Here is a 14,673-nt window from a genome sequence, read left to right as displayed (position 1 = left end):
TTATAATTGTTCCACAAGTTATAGCAGCGATTTCCGTGGGGAATTGTTCCATATCAATTCTTTTCTGTGCTTAAGCCTTTCTCCATTGCTTTCCAGGCTAAAGTGGCACATTTGATTCTCGCCGGGAATTTTGACACTCCCTGAAGTGCTTCAATATCACCTAAATCAAGGCCGTCTTCATATTCTTTACCCTGCATCATGTCTGAAAACACCTTTGACAGCTTTAAAGCATCCTCAATGCTGTTTCCCTTGATTGCCTGGGTCATCATTGAGGCTGATGACATTGAAATGGAACAGCCTTCGCCCTCAAAGCGGGCATCGGCAACCTTTCCGTCTTCTACTTTCATCGTTAACTGGATCCTGTCCCCGCAGGTTGGATTATTCATATTGATGGTCAGGCTTCCATCCTCTAAAACACCTTTATTTCTCGGGTTTTTATAATGGTCCATAATCACCTGGCGGTAAAGGGTATCCAAATTATTAAAAGACATCGCTGAAATACTCCTTTGTTTTGACAAGCCCTTCAACAAGCTTGTCAATATCCTCTTCCGTGTTGTACAGATAGAAGCTGGCGCGCGCTGTTGCTGACACCTTCAGCCATTTCATCAGCACCTGGGCGCAATGGTGTCCGGCACGGACGGCGATGCCTTCAGCGTCAAGGACGGTCGCGACGTCATGCGGATGGACATCAGCCAGATTGAAGGTGATTACGCCGGCACGTTTTGCAGCATCCTTTGGACCGTAAATCGTTGCACCTTCAATTTCAGACATTCTTTGCATTGCGTATGCTGCCAGTTTATGCTCATGGGCCTCAATGTTCTCCAAGCCGACTTCCTGTAAAAAGTCGATGGCGGCACCAAGTCCGATTGCTCCTGCAATAATCGGAGTACCACCTTCAAACTTCCAGGGAAGCTCCTTCCAGGTGGAATCGTACAAGTCAACAAAATCAATCATTTCACCGCCGAACTCCACCGGTTCCATGTTTTCAAGCAGCTGTTTTTTGCCATATAACACACCGATGCCGGTCGGTCCGCACATCTTATGTCCTGAAAAGGCAAAGAAATCACAGCCAAGCTCCTGGACATCGACTTTCAGATGCGGTGCTGCCTGGGCCCCGTCAACAACCATGACAGCGCCATTTTCATGGGCAATCCTGGCGATTTCTTTTATTGGGTTAATTACGCCCAGTACATTTGAAACGTAAACAACCGAAACAATTTTTGTGTTTGGCGTAATTGTTTTTTGCACATCTTCAACAGAGATGGATCCATCGTCCTGAAGCGGCAAATATTTGAGTGTGGCTCCAGTTTGTTTGGCAAGCTGCTGCCACGGGATGAGGTTGCTGTGATGCTCCATATAGGAAATCACGATTTCATCACCGGCAGCGAGGTTTGCCCTCCCATAGCTATTTGCCACAATGTTCAGGGCAGTAGTTGTACCCCTGGTGAAAATGATTTCTTCAATCGATTTCGCATTAATGAATTTCCTGACCTTTTCGCGGGCACCTTCGTACCCGTCAGTGGCCTTTGTTCCGAGTGTATGGACACCCCGGTGAACATTAGAATTGTATTCACGGTAATATTTCTCCAGGACATCGATCACTTGGACCGGCTTTTGTGAAGTTGCCGCGCTGTCCAGATAGACAAGGGGTTTTCCATTGACTTCCTGATGGAGAATCGGAAACAACTCACGGATCTCAAGCGCGTTCATTACCGTACTTTCCTTTCGATAACTTCCACCAGCTGCTTTTTAACGCCTTCGATCGGAAGTTCGTTTACGACTGGTGCAAGGAAGCCGTGTATAACAAGGCGTTCTGCTTCTGCTTTAGGTATGCCGCGGCTCATTAAATAATACAGCTGGATCGGGTCAACACGCCCGACTGATGCGGCATGGCCTGCTGTTACATCATCTTCGTCGATCAAAAGAATCGGGTTCGCGTCCCCGCGGGCCTTCTCGCTTAACATCAGCACCCTTGATTCCTGTTCAGCGTTGGATTTGCTTGCTCCGTGCTCGATTTTGCCAATGCCATTAAAAATGGATGTTGCGCTGTCTTTCGAGACACCATGCTTTAAAATATACCCTTCGGAATGCTTTCCAAAGTGGATAACCTTCGTGGTGAAGTTCTGGATCTGGTCTCCCCGGCTGATGACTACAGTTTTTGTATCGCCAAAAGAACCATCGCCCACAAGATGTGTCACATTTTCTGAAATAGTATTTCCATCATTCATCAGACCGAGCGCCCACTCAATGCGCGCATCCCGGCCGGCAACGCCGCGGCGGTTAACATAGGTTGTGATTCCCTTGGCAAGATTATCAACCGCGCCATACTGTACCTTTGCGTTGGCGTTCGCAACGACTTCTGTCACAATGTTGGACAGGCTGTCAGCAGAACCCACAGTTGAAAGATAATTTTCAACATAAGTGACCGAGCTATTATCTTCAGCCACAACAAGTACATGGTTGAACAGGTTTGCCTCTCTGTCATCGTGGACAAAAATGGATTGGATCGGCTCTGTTATCTCGGTATTTTTCGGGACATAAAGGAAAGCCCCACCATTTACAAAAGCTGCGTGGAGTGCAGTCAGCCGGTGTTCATCCGCTTTTACCGCAGTCATGAAATACTTTTTCAGCAAGTCTCCATGTTCGCGTGCGGCTGTAAAGATATCGGTGAACACAACACCCTTGTCCTGTAAGTCTTTGGACAATGACAAATAGGCAGGCTTGTTGTTGCGCTGAATATATAAGTTCTTGCTTGATTCAGCATCAATGAGAGCCTTCACTTCTTCAGGCAGTTCATCAAGTGTTGCAAACGCCTCGCTTTTCACGAGCAATTTTTCAAATTGTGTAAAATTCCATTTATCTATTTTCGTTTTGTCCGGCCTTGGCATAGGAAGAGTTTCGGCTTTTGCAAGCGATTGGGCCCGAAAATCAGTCAGCCATTCCGGTTCACCCATTTCCTTTGAAAAGGAAGTAACATACTCCTGGCCAAACGGCAATTTCGTTTCTGTAGTCATTGCGATCCCCCTAATGCTTACGCTTCTTGCCCGACTGTTTCGTCTTCAATTCCAAGCTCTTTTTTAATCCAGTCATATCCTTCAGCTTCCAGGCGCTGGGCAAGCTCAGGACCGCCGGATTTTACGATGCGCCCCTGCATCATCACATGGACAAAGTCAGGAGTGATATAGTTTAACAGGCGCTGATAGTGAGTGATGATCAGACATCCGAACTCTTCCCCGCGCATCTCATTGATGCCTTTGGAAACAACTTTCAATGCGTCAATATCAAGCCCTGAATCAATTTCGTCAAGGATGGCGATTTTTGGTTCAATCATCATCAGCTGAAGAATTTCATTGCGCTTCTTTTCACCGCCTGAAAATCCTTCATTTAAATAACGCTGGGCCATATCCTGGTCCATTTCAAGCAGATCCATTTTCTGATCCATTTGGCGGATGAATTTCATCAAAGAAATTTCATTTCCTTCGTCCCGGCGACTGTTTATCGCTGAGCGCAAGAAATCGGCATTCGTTACACCGTTGATCTCACTTGGGTATTGCATGGCAAGGAACAAGCCTGCACGTGCCCGCTCGTCTACTTCCATTTCCAGTACGTCCTCGCTGTCAAGAGTAATGGAGCCACTTGTTACTTCATACTTTGGATGCCCCATGATAGCAGATGACAAAGTGGATTTTCCGGTTCCGTTAGGACCCATGATCGCATGGATCTCTCCGCCTTTTACTTCAAGGTCGACGCCCTTCAGTATTTCTTTGCCTTCAATCTCAACATGAAGGTCCTTAATTGATAATACAGATCCTGCCATAATATTTACCTCCATCAATAAAAGAAGATTTATTCCGTTAAAATCACGGTAATTTATCTATTCTCATTTTATTCTCATTACAATCTTATAACAAATTAAATTTGTTAGCAACTCTAAAACAATGGGATAAGTTTTCGTAAAATAACTCCGTATCCATAGCAAGAATAACGATAAAATCCTTGTTATATCTTTTCCAGCGATGAATGAATCATGTATATAGACTGGCGCTGGGCTAGGTAATTTTTATTGGGGTTGGGATAACACAAAGGAACCAGTGCTCACTTGACACTGGTCCCCGCATCCTGCAACTATATAACATTTCTTATGAATGTATTTTCCGATCGAGGTCTGCGATCAGCCTCTGGCTTTGCAAATAATCCTTTTCTCGTCTTTGTTCAACTTTCATCCTTACCTCATGCTTCTGGCAGTAAACTTCATATCCAACACGGTGTGCACAGTGCATGGCTTTTTCCATTTCCGAGGTATAATTCAGGTGAAGTGGACTGATAATGAATCATCCTTTCAGTTTGCCGCTGGCTACGGCTTTTGATAGTGCAATGTTAACACTCACCCTTTACCCCCCGCAAAGCTGAAAAAACCGCCAATTTATGGATATAAAGCCATACAAATACATCACCCCTGGAATCCTTGGCGATTCTCAAAATTCCTTTCAAATGCTCAGGAATGTTATCACTGGGTCATCTGGTTCAATTCCTGCAGCGCTTCCTGGACAAGAGTCACTGCCTGGCTCATGGCGGCACCTCCGCCAAAAGCAGCTGTTACGCCCACAGCTTCAAGGATTTGTTCCTCGGTTGCCCCATGGTCAAGGCAGCCTTTCAAATGGTAAATAATGCAGTACTCATCCTGGGAATACAGGGAGATTCCAAGGGCAATCAGCTGTTTGTCCCGCTGCGAAAGCGCCCCTTCCTTAAAGCAGGCTTCCGTAAACGCATTATAATGTTCGGCAAGGTCTGGCATTCTTTGCGTGAACATCCCCAATCCCATTTTATAATCACGAAGGGCTGCTTCAGTTGAATTGCGAGGTTCATATTGGTGTTCCATTAAAACACACTCCATTTCAATTTTTTCATGGTTAGTATGTTTGAATCGCTGCAGATATATTCTCATGCTTGACAGAGCGGTCTGAATTTGTACAATTTTGCGATGGAGGCCTAAACCGGTAACCACATCGACGGTATAAATAAGAAAAACCGGACAAAAACCGCCGGGTTACTTTGCGTTCACAGAACATCCGAAATTGTGAATTCTTTCCTATGTACTCCTTTATAAATACTCCAAGGTATATTTTTCCGCCACATTTGTCGCATAAAACCATTGCCGGTGTCATTGCCTCCCCCGTCAGACACTCCTAGAATAGCGAATCAGCCCACTGCTACCTGTTTGTGTCACGTAGAACCCGGCTAGGTATCCGAACTAGCCTGCCACTAGCTTTTTACGTCGCCTAGAACCTGGCTACACCACCGAAAGAGCTCTCCTCAACCTGGTTGCGTCACATAGAACCCGGCTAGTTGACCAAAAGAACTCTCCTCAACATGTGTGTCACCCAGAATCCGGGTAGATGACCGAACTAGCACACCTCAACCTGTTTGCGTCACCTAGAATCCGGCTAGATGACGAATCAGCCTTCCTGGTCAAAATAGCGTTACTTAGGAACGGATTATACCCTGATGGTTTGTCAACGAATAGATCCCAATCATGGATTTCATCGAAAAGATACGTTTTATAATGTTTGGCATGTAAAATAACGATTCCACAGAAACGGGTACTGTGGAATGACGAAAATTTAAAAAAACAGCCTGAGTTTGTCTCGTACACCAACTCAGGCTGTCCATGCAAGTTCACAGTATGATAGTCAGTGGCCTGACAGCATTATTGTACTGATAAAACTGCACCTTGATATTTTTCTTCGATGAATTTTTGAATTTCTTCAGATTTAAGAACTTCAACTAGCGTTTTCAGCTCTTCACGGTCTTTATCATCGGAGCGTACTACGACCAGGTTCGCTGGAACAACGTCACTGCCTTCGAATGCGACTCCGTCTTCTTTGATGTTGATTCCGCCTTCTAACGCATAATTGGTATTGATAGCAACGGCGTCACCTTCACCGTTTTCAAAGGATGAAGCCAATAGTCTTGCTTCAATCAAGGTTGAGAAATCCAGGTCCTTCGGATTTTCAACAATGTCCTCCACTCGTGCATTGGCGCCCACACCTTCCTTAAGCTTGATTACGCCTTCTTTCTCAAAGATAGGCAGAATACGGCCGTGGTCGCTGAATGAATCACTCATGATGATTTTTGCACCTTTTGGAAGATCCTTCAGGCTATCATATTTTTTAGAGTAAATCCCGATTGGTTCCTGGTGGATTTCACCGATGCTGACAAAGTCAAAATCTTTGTTTTCTTCCATCTGAAGCTTAAGGTAGCCTGGAGTCTGGAAATAGTTAGCATCAAGCTCTTTATCCTTTAACGCGACATTTGGAAGGACGTAATCTGTAAAAACTTTAACCTCAAGATCAATTCCTTTTTCTTTCAACAACGGTTTTGCTTCTTCAAGAACTTCGGCATGCGGTACAGCTGATGCGCCAACTACCAATTTTTTGCTGTCTGAACCTTCATTTGAAGCTTTTTCACTCTTCTCCCCGCCGCCGCATGCAGCGAGTGTCAATGCCAATAAAGCAACTACAATAAAACCAAAAGCCTTTTTTATCATTTTCTCTTTCTCCTCCGGTTACCGTTTGTCGGTTTTGTTTGTAAAATAATCTCCAATTACTTGGATAATAAATACCAGAATTAATATAGCGATTGTCGCAACCAAGGTTACAAATGGGTTGTTGCGCTGGAAGCCTTCAAGATAAGCAAAATGGCCAAGCCCCCCAGCTCCTATCACCCCAGCCATTGCAGTAAAGCTTACTAGCGAAATCGCTGTGACCGTAATGCCTGAAATTAATGCCGGCAGGGATTCAGGTATCAACACTTTAAAAATGATATGGCTGTGTGTGGCCCCCATCGATTGCGATGCCTCGATGACTCCCTTGTCAATTTCCCTTAGTGCTATTTGGACCATCCGCGCATAAAATGGAGCGGCCCCAATGATGAGCGCCGGCAATGCAGCATTTGCCCCGAGCATGGTGCCCAGCATTAATTTTGTGAATGGAATCAGCAACACAATCAAAATGATGAAAGGAATGGACCGGAATATATTAACAAAACCGGCGACCACCAAGTTGACCGGCCTGTTTTCCCATAGATTGCCTTTGTCAGTCAAAAAAAGCAACAAGCCAAGCAACAGCCCCAAAATGAAGGTGGCAAGCACAGAAATAGATGTCATATAAATCGTTTCACGAGTTGCCGCAATTAACTGGTCCCATTTAACCATTGATGTATAGTCAGCCATTGTTGATCACCTCCACTCCAAGCTGCTGGGAGTGAAGAAAATCAACCGCCCTTGATATTTCCTCTTTACTTCCATCCAGATGTATAAACAACGTTCCATATGAACCATTTTGTGTCTGGGAGATTTTCCCCTGTAAAATATTGACAGTAATATCGAAATTGCGAATTAAATTACTGATCAAGGGCTGTTCTGCCGCTTCGCCGACAAAGGTCAATTGGACGACTTTTCCTTGCGGATATTGCTCAAGCAAATGATGTATCGTTTCCTTCGTCTCTTCTGGTTCGGTTACCTGCTGCACGAACCGCTTCGTGATCGGCTGCTCCGGATTTTTGAACACGTGAAGGACCGGGCCGGTTTCCACGATGCTGCCGCCTTCCATCACCGCAACCCTGTGACAGATCTTCCTGATTACATGCATTTCGTGGGTGATCAGGACTATTGTCAGCCCAAGGCGCTTGTTGATGTCAACGAGCAGGTCAAGTATGGAATCTGTCGTTTGCGGGTCAAGTGCAGAAGTTGCTTCATCACATAATAGAACCTTTGGATTGTTCGCCAGTGCCCGGGCAATCCCGACACGCTGCTTTTGTCCGCCACTTAATTGCGAAGGATATGCATCCTCGCGCCCCTCAAGGCCGACAAGGTTGACTAGTTCTTTAACCCGTTTAAGCCTCTCTAGTTTGGGAACGCCGGCAATCTCAAGTGGAAACGCGATATTCTCGAGCACTGTCCTTGACCACAACAGGTTGAAATGCTGGAAGATCATGCTGATTTCCTGGCGCGCCTTCCTGAGCTCTCCTCCCCGAATTTTCGAAACTTCCCGGCCAGCAACCGTGATTGTACCCTCTGTCGGGATTTCGAGCCCATTCAGCATGCGGATCAGTGTACTTTTCCCGGCACCGCTGTATCCGATCACACCAAAGATTTCCCCTTCTTGTGTCTCCAGGTTCACTTGATCGACCGCTTTGACCTGTCCGTTTTTAGAAGGAAAGATCTTTTTTACGTTTTTAATAGAGATCAATTATCGTTCACCTCTTTCACTCCGTTTAACACCATTTCCAACTGCTTTATATTTCTAACACTCCCTGGCTGGAGTATCATTTTGCCTGCATTTTACAACACTGTTGAAAAACAGCATTATAAAAGCCTTTCTGCAACTGAGCAGAAAGGCTTGATTAATTTCGTCCTTTCTCTCATCTCCCAAAGCATGCGCTTTGTGTGAATTGGCACCATTTCAGCAAAGTAATGTTCACTGACGGTTGCCGGGCTTCATTGGGCACTTCCCTCCACCACTCTTAATAAGAGTAACTATCAAAATATTAAATTGTAAGAAGCAGTTTTCATAAATGTGATTTTAGCACGGAGTAAAAAAAGGTGTCAACTATATTCTCTGAATTGGCAGCTTACTGTTTTTACCTTTCTGTTTAAAGGTCCAGGCCATTTATACCCTGGCAGTTGCTGACGGGACCCCAGTTGCTGTTTGGATCGCTTCGTCAAGCGTCTCTATCAAATCTTCCACATTCTCGATGCCGACGGATATGCGTATCAGGTCTTCCGGGACACCTGCCGATTTCAGCCCCTCCGAATCAAGCTGCTGGTGGGTCGTGCTCGCTGGATGGATGATCAGGCTTTTTGCGTCGCCGACATTGGCAACATGTGACCAGAGCTTGATGGAATTGATAAGCTTGGCCCCGGCTTCCCGTCCGCCTTCAATGCCAAACACGACAACCGCTCCGGCACCTTTGCCCAAATATTTGTCTGCAAGGGCCTTGTCAGGATGGGAGTCATGGCCTGGATAAGAAACCCATGTAACAGCAGGGTGTGCTTCAAGGTATTCTACGATCTTTCTCGTATTCGCAATATGCTCCTTCATCCGGACATGAAGTGTTTCCAGTCCGAGATTGAACTGAAAAGCATTCTGCGGGCTTAAAGCAGGCCCAAGGTCTCTTAAAAGCTGGACCCGTGCTTTTACAATATAGGCTGCAGCCCCAAGTGCTTCACTGTACACTATATTGTGATAACTTGCATCCGGTTCTGTAAAGCCAGGGAATTTAGGAGAATTCCAGTCAAACTTCCCGCCATCGACAATGATTCCCCCGAGTGTCGTGCCATTGCCGAGCAGCCATTTTGTAGCAGAATGGATGACAATGTCAGCGCCATGTTCAATCGGGCGGCATAAGTAAGGTGTCGCGAATGTATTGTCGATGATTAACGGGATTCCCGCTTCATGGGCAATTTCCGCTATCTTTTCGATATCAAGCACCCTTAAGCTCGGATTTCCGATTGTCTCTGCAAAAATTGCCTTAGTCTTGTCGGTGATGGCGGCACGGAAGTTTTCCGGGTCTTCCTGGTCGACCAATTTAACGTTGATTCCGTATTTTGGCAGAGTTACAGCAAAAAGATTGTACGTCCCGCCATACAGGTTCGAAGCAGCTACGATTTCATCCCCTGCGTGCGCGATGTTTAGGATGGCAGTGGTGATTGCCGCCATGCCGCTGGACAAAGCAAGTGCCCCGATCCCGCCTTCAAGAAGCGCGACTCTTTCTTCAAAAACGGTGACAGTTGGATTATGAATCCTTGTGTAGATGTAGCCCGGTTCCTTGAGGGCAAATAGGTTGGCCGCGTGCTCGGTGTCTTTGAATTGGTACGCATTGCTCATGTATATTGGCACTGCCCTTGCGCCAGTGGCTGGATCCGGTGACAGTCCACCGTGGATCCCCAACGTTTCTAACCGGTAATTTTGCTGTTTTTCTGCCATCTTTCATCTCTCCTTGTTTTATGTTTATTTTATTAAGAGGAACTAAAAAACCTCTTCATAAGAAGAGGGTGGATTATCGTCTCTCCTTATCTCTCAGAGCATTCACTCTGATGGAATTAGCACCGTGTTCATTAACCGGTTGCCGGGCTTCATCGGGCCAGTCCCTCCGCCTCTCTTGATAAGAATATTCAGATTTCAAATATTAATGCGATGATAACATAGCAATATTTAATGAGTCAATTATTTTCTTAACTTTCAGATTAACCATTGTGGATTGGAGGCCGTGCCAGGTAAATTAAAGACTCAAGTGTAAGGAGGATCCTGAAGGGGCATGTGGTTTTCAGTTTTTGTCCGGCGACTGCATCACGAAGTTTCAGCCTTCCTTCAAGCACTGAACAAAAAGCTTCTTCCTGCCCGCAAATAGTGAACAAAGAAGTTTCGTCCACGGGTGCGATATTAAAATCAACTTTATTATTATGAAAGCCAATCCGGTATTCCCCTTTCTCTGTCTGCAGGGCCAAAATGATGTGGAGTTTTTTGACAAGTTGAAACATATGACCTTTTGACTCCACTTGACCGGCGAAAACTTGTAGTTTTTCTTCCACTCCAATCCCCTCCCCTCCTAGCATAATTCACCATGAAAGCTCCTGAATCCTCTTATATTATTTCGACAACAAATTTCATAGCCCGGGAAATATGTCAGCATTTCCTTGTTTGTATCGGTTGCCTTTTTTGGCAAAACAAAAAGCGGCACAAAGGCCGCGTAATCTCAATAAATGCATTGTTTAAATTTTTCATGCAAAAACGGGACAGAACGAAAGGCATAAACCTTTTCCACCAGCTGCCCTTCTCTCAGTATGATGAGGCATGGCACGCTTTCCACCGCAAATTGTTCTGCGATCTGGGGCAGGAAATTTAAATTCGATTTGCCAGCGGCCATCTCGGGCAATAACTGCTCAACAATGTCCAGCATTTTGGACGCCATCTTGCATGTGCCGCAAAAGGGAGTATAAAAGTAGATCATACCTGTTCCTTTTTCATTTAGAAATTCATTGATTTCTGTTTCTGACCATTCGTTCATTTATAAAACTTCATCCTTTTTCCAAAAACTCGGCATGCACATCTATATTTGCACCGATTAAAACGGTCGCCAGATGTTTCTCAGGGGCGGTTGCAACTTCCCTGTACATTTTATCTATATATAGATGGTTCGCTTCAGGAAATTCTCTCTTAAATTGCTTTCTGAGCTTTTCCCCGGATTCATCTGCATCAACCAGGATATACACATCCTTGCTGCACAGTGTATCAACCAGCTCATCAAGCCTCGAAAGACTGATCGTGCCGTTGGTGCAAATAATTTCTACCGGCTCCTTCAGCACACTTTGCACTTTCCTTTTGTCAGATGAACCCTCGACAATAATGACTTTCTCAATCTCATCCACCATACCTATTACCACCCACTACGACAGAAATCTTTACGTTTTACCATATTAAAAAAATAATAAATTGGTTTGTGCTCTTCACATGCCGATAAATCTATTCTTGCCTGTTTTACAGAATAATGCAAAAAACATGCTTGATAAAAGTAACCGCCGATTATGCATCATACTGCCAGCTTCAAGGTCGCACCTCTATAGTCGAATTTGGTGGTAAAAATGCAAAGCATATATATAAAGAAAACTAGCCGATTGGCGAGCCCCGAAGGGCGAAGACAGAGACGTAGTTGCAAATTATACCTAGTTTCCACCTGCGCCGAGCTTGCTTCTTGCTGCCAATTTATACTTTCCTAACGTATGAAAAAAGCGCCCTGAACGATCAAGGCGCCGGATTGTTAGTCCTCGTTTACCATTTGCTCATATTGCTCAGCGGTCATCAGCTTGTCCGCTTCACTCAAATCAGATGGCTCGATGACAATCATCCATGCTTTTTCATAAGGTGATTCATTTACAAATTCAGGGCTGTCGTTTAAGTCTTCGTTAACCTCAACTACCTTGCCACTGATTGGGGCATACAATTCGGAAACGGTTTTTACAGATTCAACACTTCCAAATGGCTCGTTCGCAGTGATTTCATCGCCTACTTCAGGAAGCTCCACGAAGACAATATCTCCTAATTCCGATTGAGCAAAGTCAGTAATTCCAATCCTGACTTTGTCCCCTTCTGTTTTCACCCATTCATGTTCTTCAGAATAGCGTAATTCTTTTGGTGTATTCATGACAAATTCCTCCACAATTTATAAATTTCGATATAAATATCGATTGTTCACTTACTTGTCATGCCCAGGTTTTTTCGTATTCCTCTTCTTTGAACCCAACTGTCACCTTGTTTCCGTCGGTCAACAGAGGACGTTTTATCAACATCCCGTCGGAGGAAAGAAGGTCAAGCAGTTCTGGCTCGGATGCTGTTTTTACTATTTCTTTTATGCCCAGCTCCCGATATTTTTGGCCGCTTGTGTTAAAGAACTTTTTAATGTCCAGACCGCTGTTTTTATAAAGCTCTTCCAATTCGGAGCGGGAAGGAGGGTTTTCCACAATATGTATTTCTTTGTACTCAATCCCATGGCTATCCAGCCATTTTTTCGCGTTGCGGCATGTTCCGCATTTGGGGTACCAATAAAAAGTCAATGCCATTTTTCCACCATCCAATGTTATCATATCCTAAATATTTTGCTCTTTAAACGGATAGTATCATATTTAAGCTAAATATTTCTAACTTTGAGCGCCTAATTCAGCAAAAAATATATGCTGACTCGACTTCAATGGCGGAAATCTTTTCTATTATGTCATAAGTAACAGCCGGCTAACCAGAAAACATGAATTCCCGTCGTCATTTTTGCTGAAGTGTGATGAAATTGAAATAGGCTCCCCTCTGTTTTTGAAGGGAGCCTGCTGAACACTTGTTAGACAATAAAACGTTCTGCGTCAATCAATTTGTCAGCTGCTTCACGCTTTTTTGCAATCACATTGATTGGTGTGTGGCGCGTAAATTTACGGAGTGCGGAAAACAACATTCTCAATGTGTCGCCTTCTTCAGCAGCAACAAGAGTTTCTTTTGCATCCTGTTCGACTTTATTGAAGGATTCCTGGCAGAATATTTGCGTATAAAGAAGTTTTTGCTGGCTCTTTTCAAGTCCGTTTTTAGCAATCGCTTTTTCTGTGCGCAATACGGCTGATTCCATAGCATAAGCATGTGAAATGATGTCAGCAATATTCACCAATATCTCCTGTTCTTTTTCCAATGCTTTGCCGAATTTCTGGGCGGCGAGGCCAAGTGCCAATAAACCAATCTTCTTGGCGTTGTTTACAAGATGTTTTTCCTGTGCCAGCGGCTCGTCTCCCGGCTCTTCAGGCATGAGCATCATCAGTTCTTCCTGCAGGGCCTGTGCTTTTTGAAACAGTGGCAGTTCGCCCTTCAGTGCTTTACGGACATATGTTCCTGGCACGAGGAGGCGGTTAATTTCATTTGTGCCCTCGAAAATACGGTTTATGCGGGAATCGCGGTAGGCCCGCTCAATTTCATACTCCTGCATGAAGCCGTAGCCCCCGTGGATCTGGACTCCTTCATCAACGACATGATCAAGCGTCTCAGATCCGAAAACTTTATTCAATGAGCATTCAATCGCATACTCGGCAATCGAGTCAGCAACGGCTTTACCATTGTTGATTTCTTCTTCTGTCAGCCTGCTCATTCTGTCTTCAAACAAGCCGACTGTGCGGTATACCGAGCTTTCGGCTGCATAGATCTCAGACGCAAGCGTGGCGAGCTTTTCTTTTGTCAAATTGAACTGGGAAATTGGTGTCTTAAACTGCTGGCGCTGATTGGCGTATTTAACCGTAAGCTCAAACGCCTGCTTCGCTCCTCCGACAGTTCCTACACCAAGCTTATACCGGCCAATGTTTAAAATATTGAATGCGATGACGTGGCCCTTTCCGGCTTCACCCAAAAGGTTTTCCACTGGAACCTGGGCATCTTCAAGGATCAGGGTGCGTGTCGAAGAGCTCTTGATTCCCATCTTCTTTTCTTCTGCACCTGTAGAAACTCCCGGGAACTCACGCTCTACGATAAAGGCACTGAACTGCTCGCCGTCGATTTTCGCATATACGACAAAAACATCTGCAAAGCCGGCATTAGTAATCCATTGTTTCTCACCGTTCAGCAAATAATGAGTTCCTTCAGCATTTAATCTTGCAGTCGTCCGCGCACCGAGGGCGTCGGATCCCGAACCTGGCTCAGTCAGGGCATAGGCTGCAATCTTTTCACCAGTCGCGAGGGAAGGGAGGTATTTTTGCTTTTGCTCTTCATTTCCGAACAGCACAATTGGAAGCGAACCGATCCCGACATGGGCACCATGCGTAATCGAGAAACCGCCTGCTTTTGAGAATTTTTCAGAAATGAGTGCCGAACTTACTTTATCAAGGCTCAGGCCCCCGTATTCTTCAGGCACATCCGCCCCAAGCAGTCCGAGTTCACCTGCTTTTTTCAACAGTTTTACGGATCGGTCGAACTCATGGTTTTCCAGATGCTCGACCTGTGGGAGCACTTCGTTTTCAACAAAATCTTCTGCCGTTTTTGCGATCATTTTTTGCTCATCGGTATAATCTTCAGGTGTAAAAACCTGTTCATATGCTACATCCTCAATTAAGAAGCTTCCGCCTTTTACGAGATTCCCAGTTTGATTCGCCATTCT

Annotated in this window: 15 protein-coding genes and 2 riboswitches; all 15 genes read right to left on the bottom strand. The window is 45.0% G+C overall.

The features are described from left to right. Positions 1-53: 53 nt before the first annotated feature. Positions 54-491, bottom strand: a complete 438-nt coding sequence (gene sufU, locus CVD19_RS20290; protein WP_101585004.1) for a Fe-S cluster assembly sulfur transfer protein SufU — start codon at positions 489-491, stop codon at positions 54-56. After that, positions 481-1,710: a cysteine desulfurase gene (locus CVD19_RS20285; RefSeq protein WP_101585003.1), complete on the bottom strand. Its 1,230-nt coding sequence runs from the start codon at positions 1,708-1,710 to the stop codon at positions 481-483. Before CVD19_RS20285 ends, sufU begins: the two co-directional genes overlap by 11 nt. After that, positions 1,710-3,014: a Fe-S cluster assembly protein SufD gene (gene sufD / locus CVD19_RS20280; protein ID WP_101585002.1), complete on the bottom strand. Its 1,305-nt coding sequence runs from the start codon at positions 3,012-3,014 to the stop codon at positions 1,710-1,712. The genes CVD19_RS20285 and sufD overlap by 1 nt, the downstream gene beginning before the upstream one ends. Before the next feature lie 17 nt (positions 3,015-3,031). Next, positions 3,032-3,817, bottom strand: coding sequence for a Fe-S cluster assembly ATPase SufC (sufC, locus tag CVD19_RS20275; protein ID WP_101585001.1), 786 nt, complete (start codon positions 3,815-3,817; stop codon positions 3,032-3,034). Between the two features lie 690 nt (positions 3,818-4,507). Continuing rightward, entirely contained in the window at positions 4,508-4,879 is a 372-nt protein-coding gene (locus tag CVD19_RS20270; RefSeq protein WP_101585000.1) for a carboxymuconolactone decarboxylase family protein, read from the bottom strand. Between the two features lie 828 nt (positions 4,880-5,707). Continuing rightward, the gene (locus CVD19_RS20265) at positions 5,708-6,544 is read right to left on the bottom strand and encodes a MetQ/NlpA family ABC transporter substrate-binding protein (RefSeq protein ID WP_374702911.1); all 837 of its coding nucleotides are present in this window, start codon (positions 6,542-6,544) and stop codon (positions 5,708-5,710) included. Positions 6,545-6,565: 21 nt separating this feature from the next. Further along, positions 6,566-7,231 (bottom strand): methionine ABC transporter permease, encoded by a 666-nt coding sequence (locus tag CVD19_RS20260; RefSeq protein ID WP_101584998.1) that lies wholly within the window; start codon positions 7,229-7,231, stop codon positions 6,566-6,568. Next, the gene (locus CVD19_RS20255) at positions 7,224-8,249 is read right to left on the bottom strand and encodes a methionine ABC transporter ATP-binding protein (RefSeq protein WP_101584997.1); all 1,026 of its coding nucleotides are present in this window, start codon (positions 8,247-8,249) and stop codon (positions 7,224-7,226) included. Before CVD19_RS20255 ends, CVD19_RS20260 begins: the two co-directional genes overlap by 8 nt. A gap of 169 nt (positions 8,250-8,418) precedes the next feature. Continuing rightward, positions 8,419-8,533: riboswitch (SAM riboswitch) on the bottom strand. A gap of 136 nt (positions 8,534-8,669) precedes the next feature. After that, positions 8,670-9,986: an O-acetylhomoserine aminocarboxypropyltransferase/cysteine synthase family protein gene (locus CVD19_RS20250; RefSeq protein WP_101584996.1), complete on the bottom strand. Its 1,317-nt coding sequence runs from the start codon at positions 9,984-9,986 to the stop codon at positions 8,670-8,672. A gap of 83 nt (positions 9,987-10,069) precedes the next feature. After that, positions 10,070-10,171, bottom strand: a riboswitch (SAM riboswitch). A gap of 75 nt (positions 10,172-10,246) precedes the next feature. Continuing rightward, positions 10,247-10,591, bottom strand: coding sequence for a hypothetical protein (locus CVD19_RS20245; RefSeq protein WP_101584995.1), 345 nt, complete (start codon positions 10,589-10,591; stop codon positions 10,247-10,249). Positions 10,592-10,755: 164 nt separating this feature from the next. Beyond that, positions 10,756-11,067 (bottom strand): thioredoxin family protein, encoded by a 312-nt coding sequence (locus CVD19_RS20240; RefSeq protein WP_101584994.1) that lies wholly within the window; start codon positions 11,065-11,067, stop codon positions 10,756-10,758. A gap of 10 nt (positions 11,068-11,077) precedes the next feature. After that, positions 11,078-11,431 (bottom strand): toprim domain-containing protein, encoded by a 354-nt coding sequence (locus tag CVD19_RS20235; RefSeq protein WP_101584993.1) that lies wholly within the window; start codon positions 11,429-11,431, stop codon positions 11,078-11,080. 386 nt (positions 11,432-11,817) lie between these two features. Then, positions 11,818-12,201, bottom strand: coding sequence for a glycine cleavage system protein GcvH (gene gcvH / locus CVD19_RS20230; protein WP_101584992.1), 384 nt, complete (start codon positions 12,199-12,201; stop codon positions 11,818-11,820). 58 nt (positions 12,202-12,259) lie between these two features. Further along, entirely contained in the window at positions 12,260-12,616 is a 357-nt protein-coding gene (locus CVD19_RS20225; protein ID WP_101585089.1) for an arsenate reductase family protein, read from the bottom strand. A gap of 269 nt (positions 12,617-12,885) precedes the next feature. After that, entirely contained in the window at positions 12,886-14,670 is a 1,785-nt protein-coding gene (locus CVD19_RS20220) for an acyl-CoA dehydrogenase family protein (protein WP_101584991.1), read from the bottom strand. Positions 14,671-14,673: the final 3 nt, after the last annotated feature.

It is taken from the genome of Bacillus sp. T33-2 (genome assembly GCF_002860205.1).
Classification (GTDB): domain Bacteria; phylum Bacillota; class Bacilli; order Bacillales; family Cytobacillaceae; genus T33-2.
The sequence above is the reverse complement of the archived record's forward strand: the minus strand, read 5'-3'. Positions and strand labels throughout refer to the sequence as shown.

Coding starts and splice junctions, on each gene's coding strand:
- sufU (WP_101585004.1), bottom strand. CDS start 491: ATGTCTTTTAATAATTTGGATACCCTTTACCGCCAGGTGATTATGGAC.
- CVD19_RS20285 (WP_101585003.1), bottom strand. CDS start 1,710: ATGAACGCGCTTGAGATCCGTGAGTTGTTTCCGATTCTCCATCAGGAA.
- sufD (WP_101585002.1), bottom strand. CDS start 3,014: ATGACTACAGAAACGAAATTGCCGTTTGGCCAGGAGTATGTTACTTCC.
- sufC (WP_101585001.1), bottom strand. CDS start 3,817: ATGGCAGGATCTGTATTATCAATTAAGGACCTTCATGTTGAGATTGAA.
- CVD19_RS20270 (WP_101585000.1), bottom strand. CDS start 4,879: ATGGAACACCAATATGAACCTCGCAATTCAACTGAAGCAGCCCTTCGT.
- CVD19_RS20260 (WP_101584998.1), bottom strand. CDS start 7,231: ATGGCTGACTATACATCAATGGTTAAATGGGACCAGTTAATTGCGGCA.
- CVD19_RS20250 (WP_101584996.1), bottom strand. CDS start 9,986: ATGGCAGAAAAACAGCAAAATTACCGGTTAGAAACGTTGGGGATCCAC.
- CVD19_RS20240 (WP_101584994.1), bottom strand. CDS start 11,067: ATGAACGAATGGTCAGAAACAGAAATCAATGAATTTCTAAATGAAAAA.
- CVD19_RS20235 (WP_101584993.1), bottom strand. CDS start 11,431: ATGGTGGATGAGATTGAGAAAGTCATTATTGTCGAGGGTTCATCTGAC.
- gcvH (WP_101584992.1), bottom strand. CDS start 12,201: ATGAATACACCAAAAGAATTACGCTATTCTGAAGAACATGAATGGGTG.
- CVD19_RS20225 (WP_101585089.1), bottom strand. CDS start 12,616: ATGGCATTGACTTTTTATTGGTACCCCAAATGCGGAACATGCCGCAAC.
- CVD19_RS20220 (WP_101584991.1), bottom strand. CDS start 14,670: ATGGCGAATCAAACTGGGAATCTCGTAAAAGGCGGAAGCTTCTTAATT.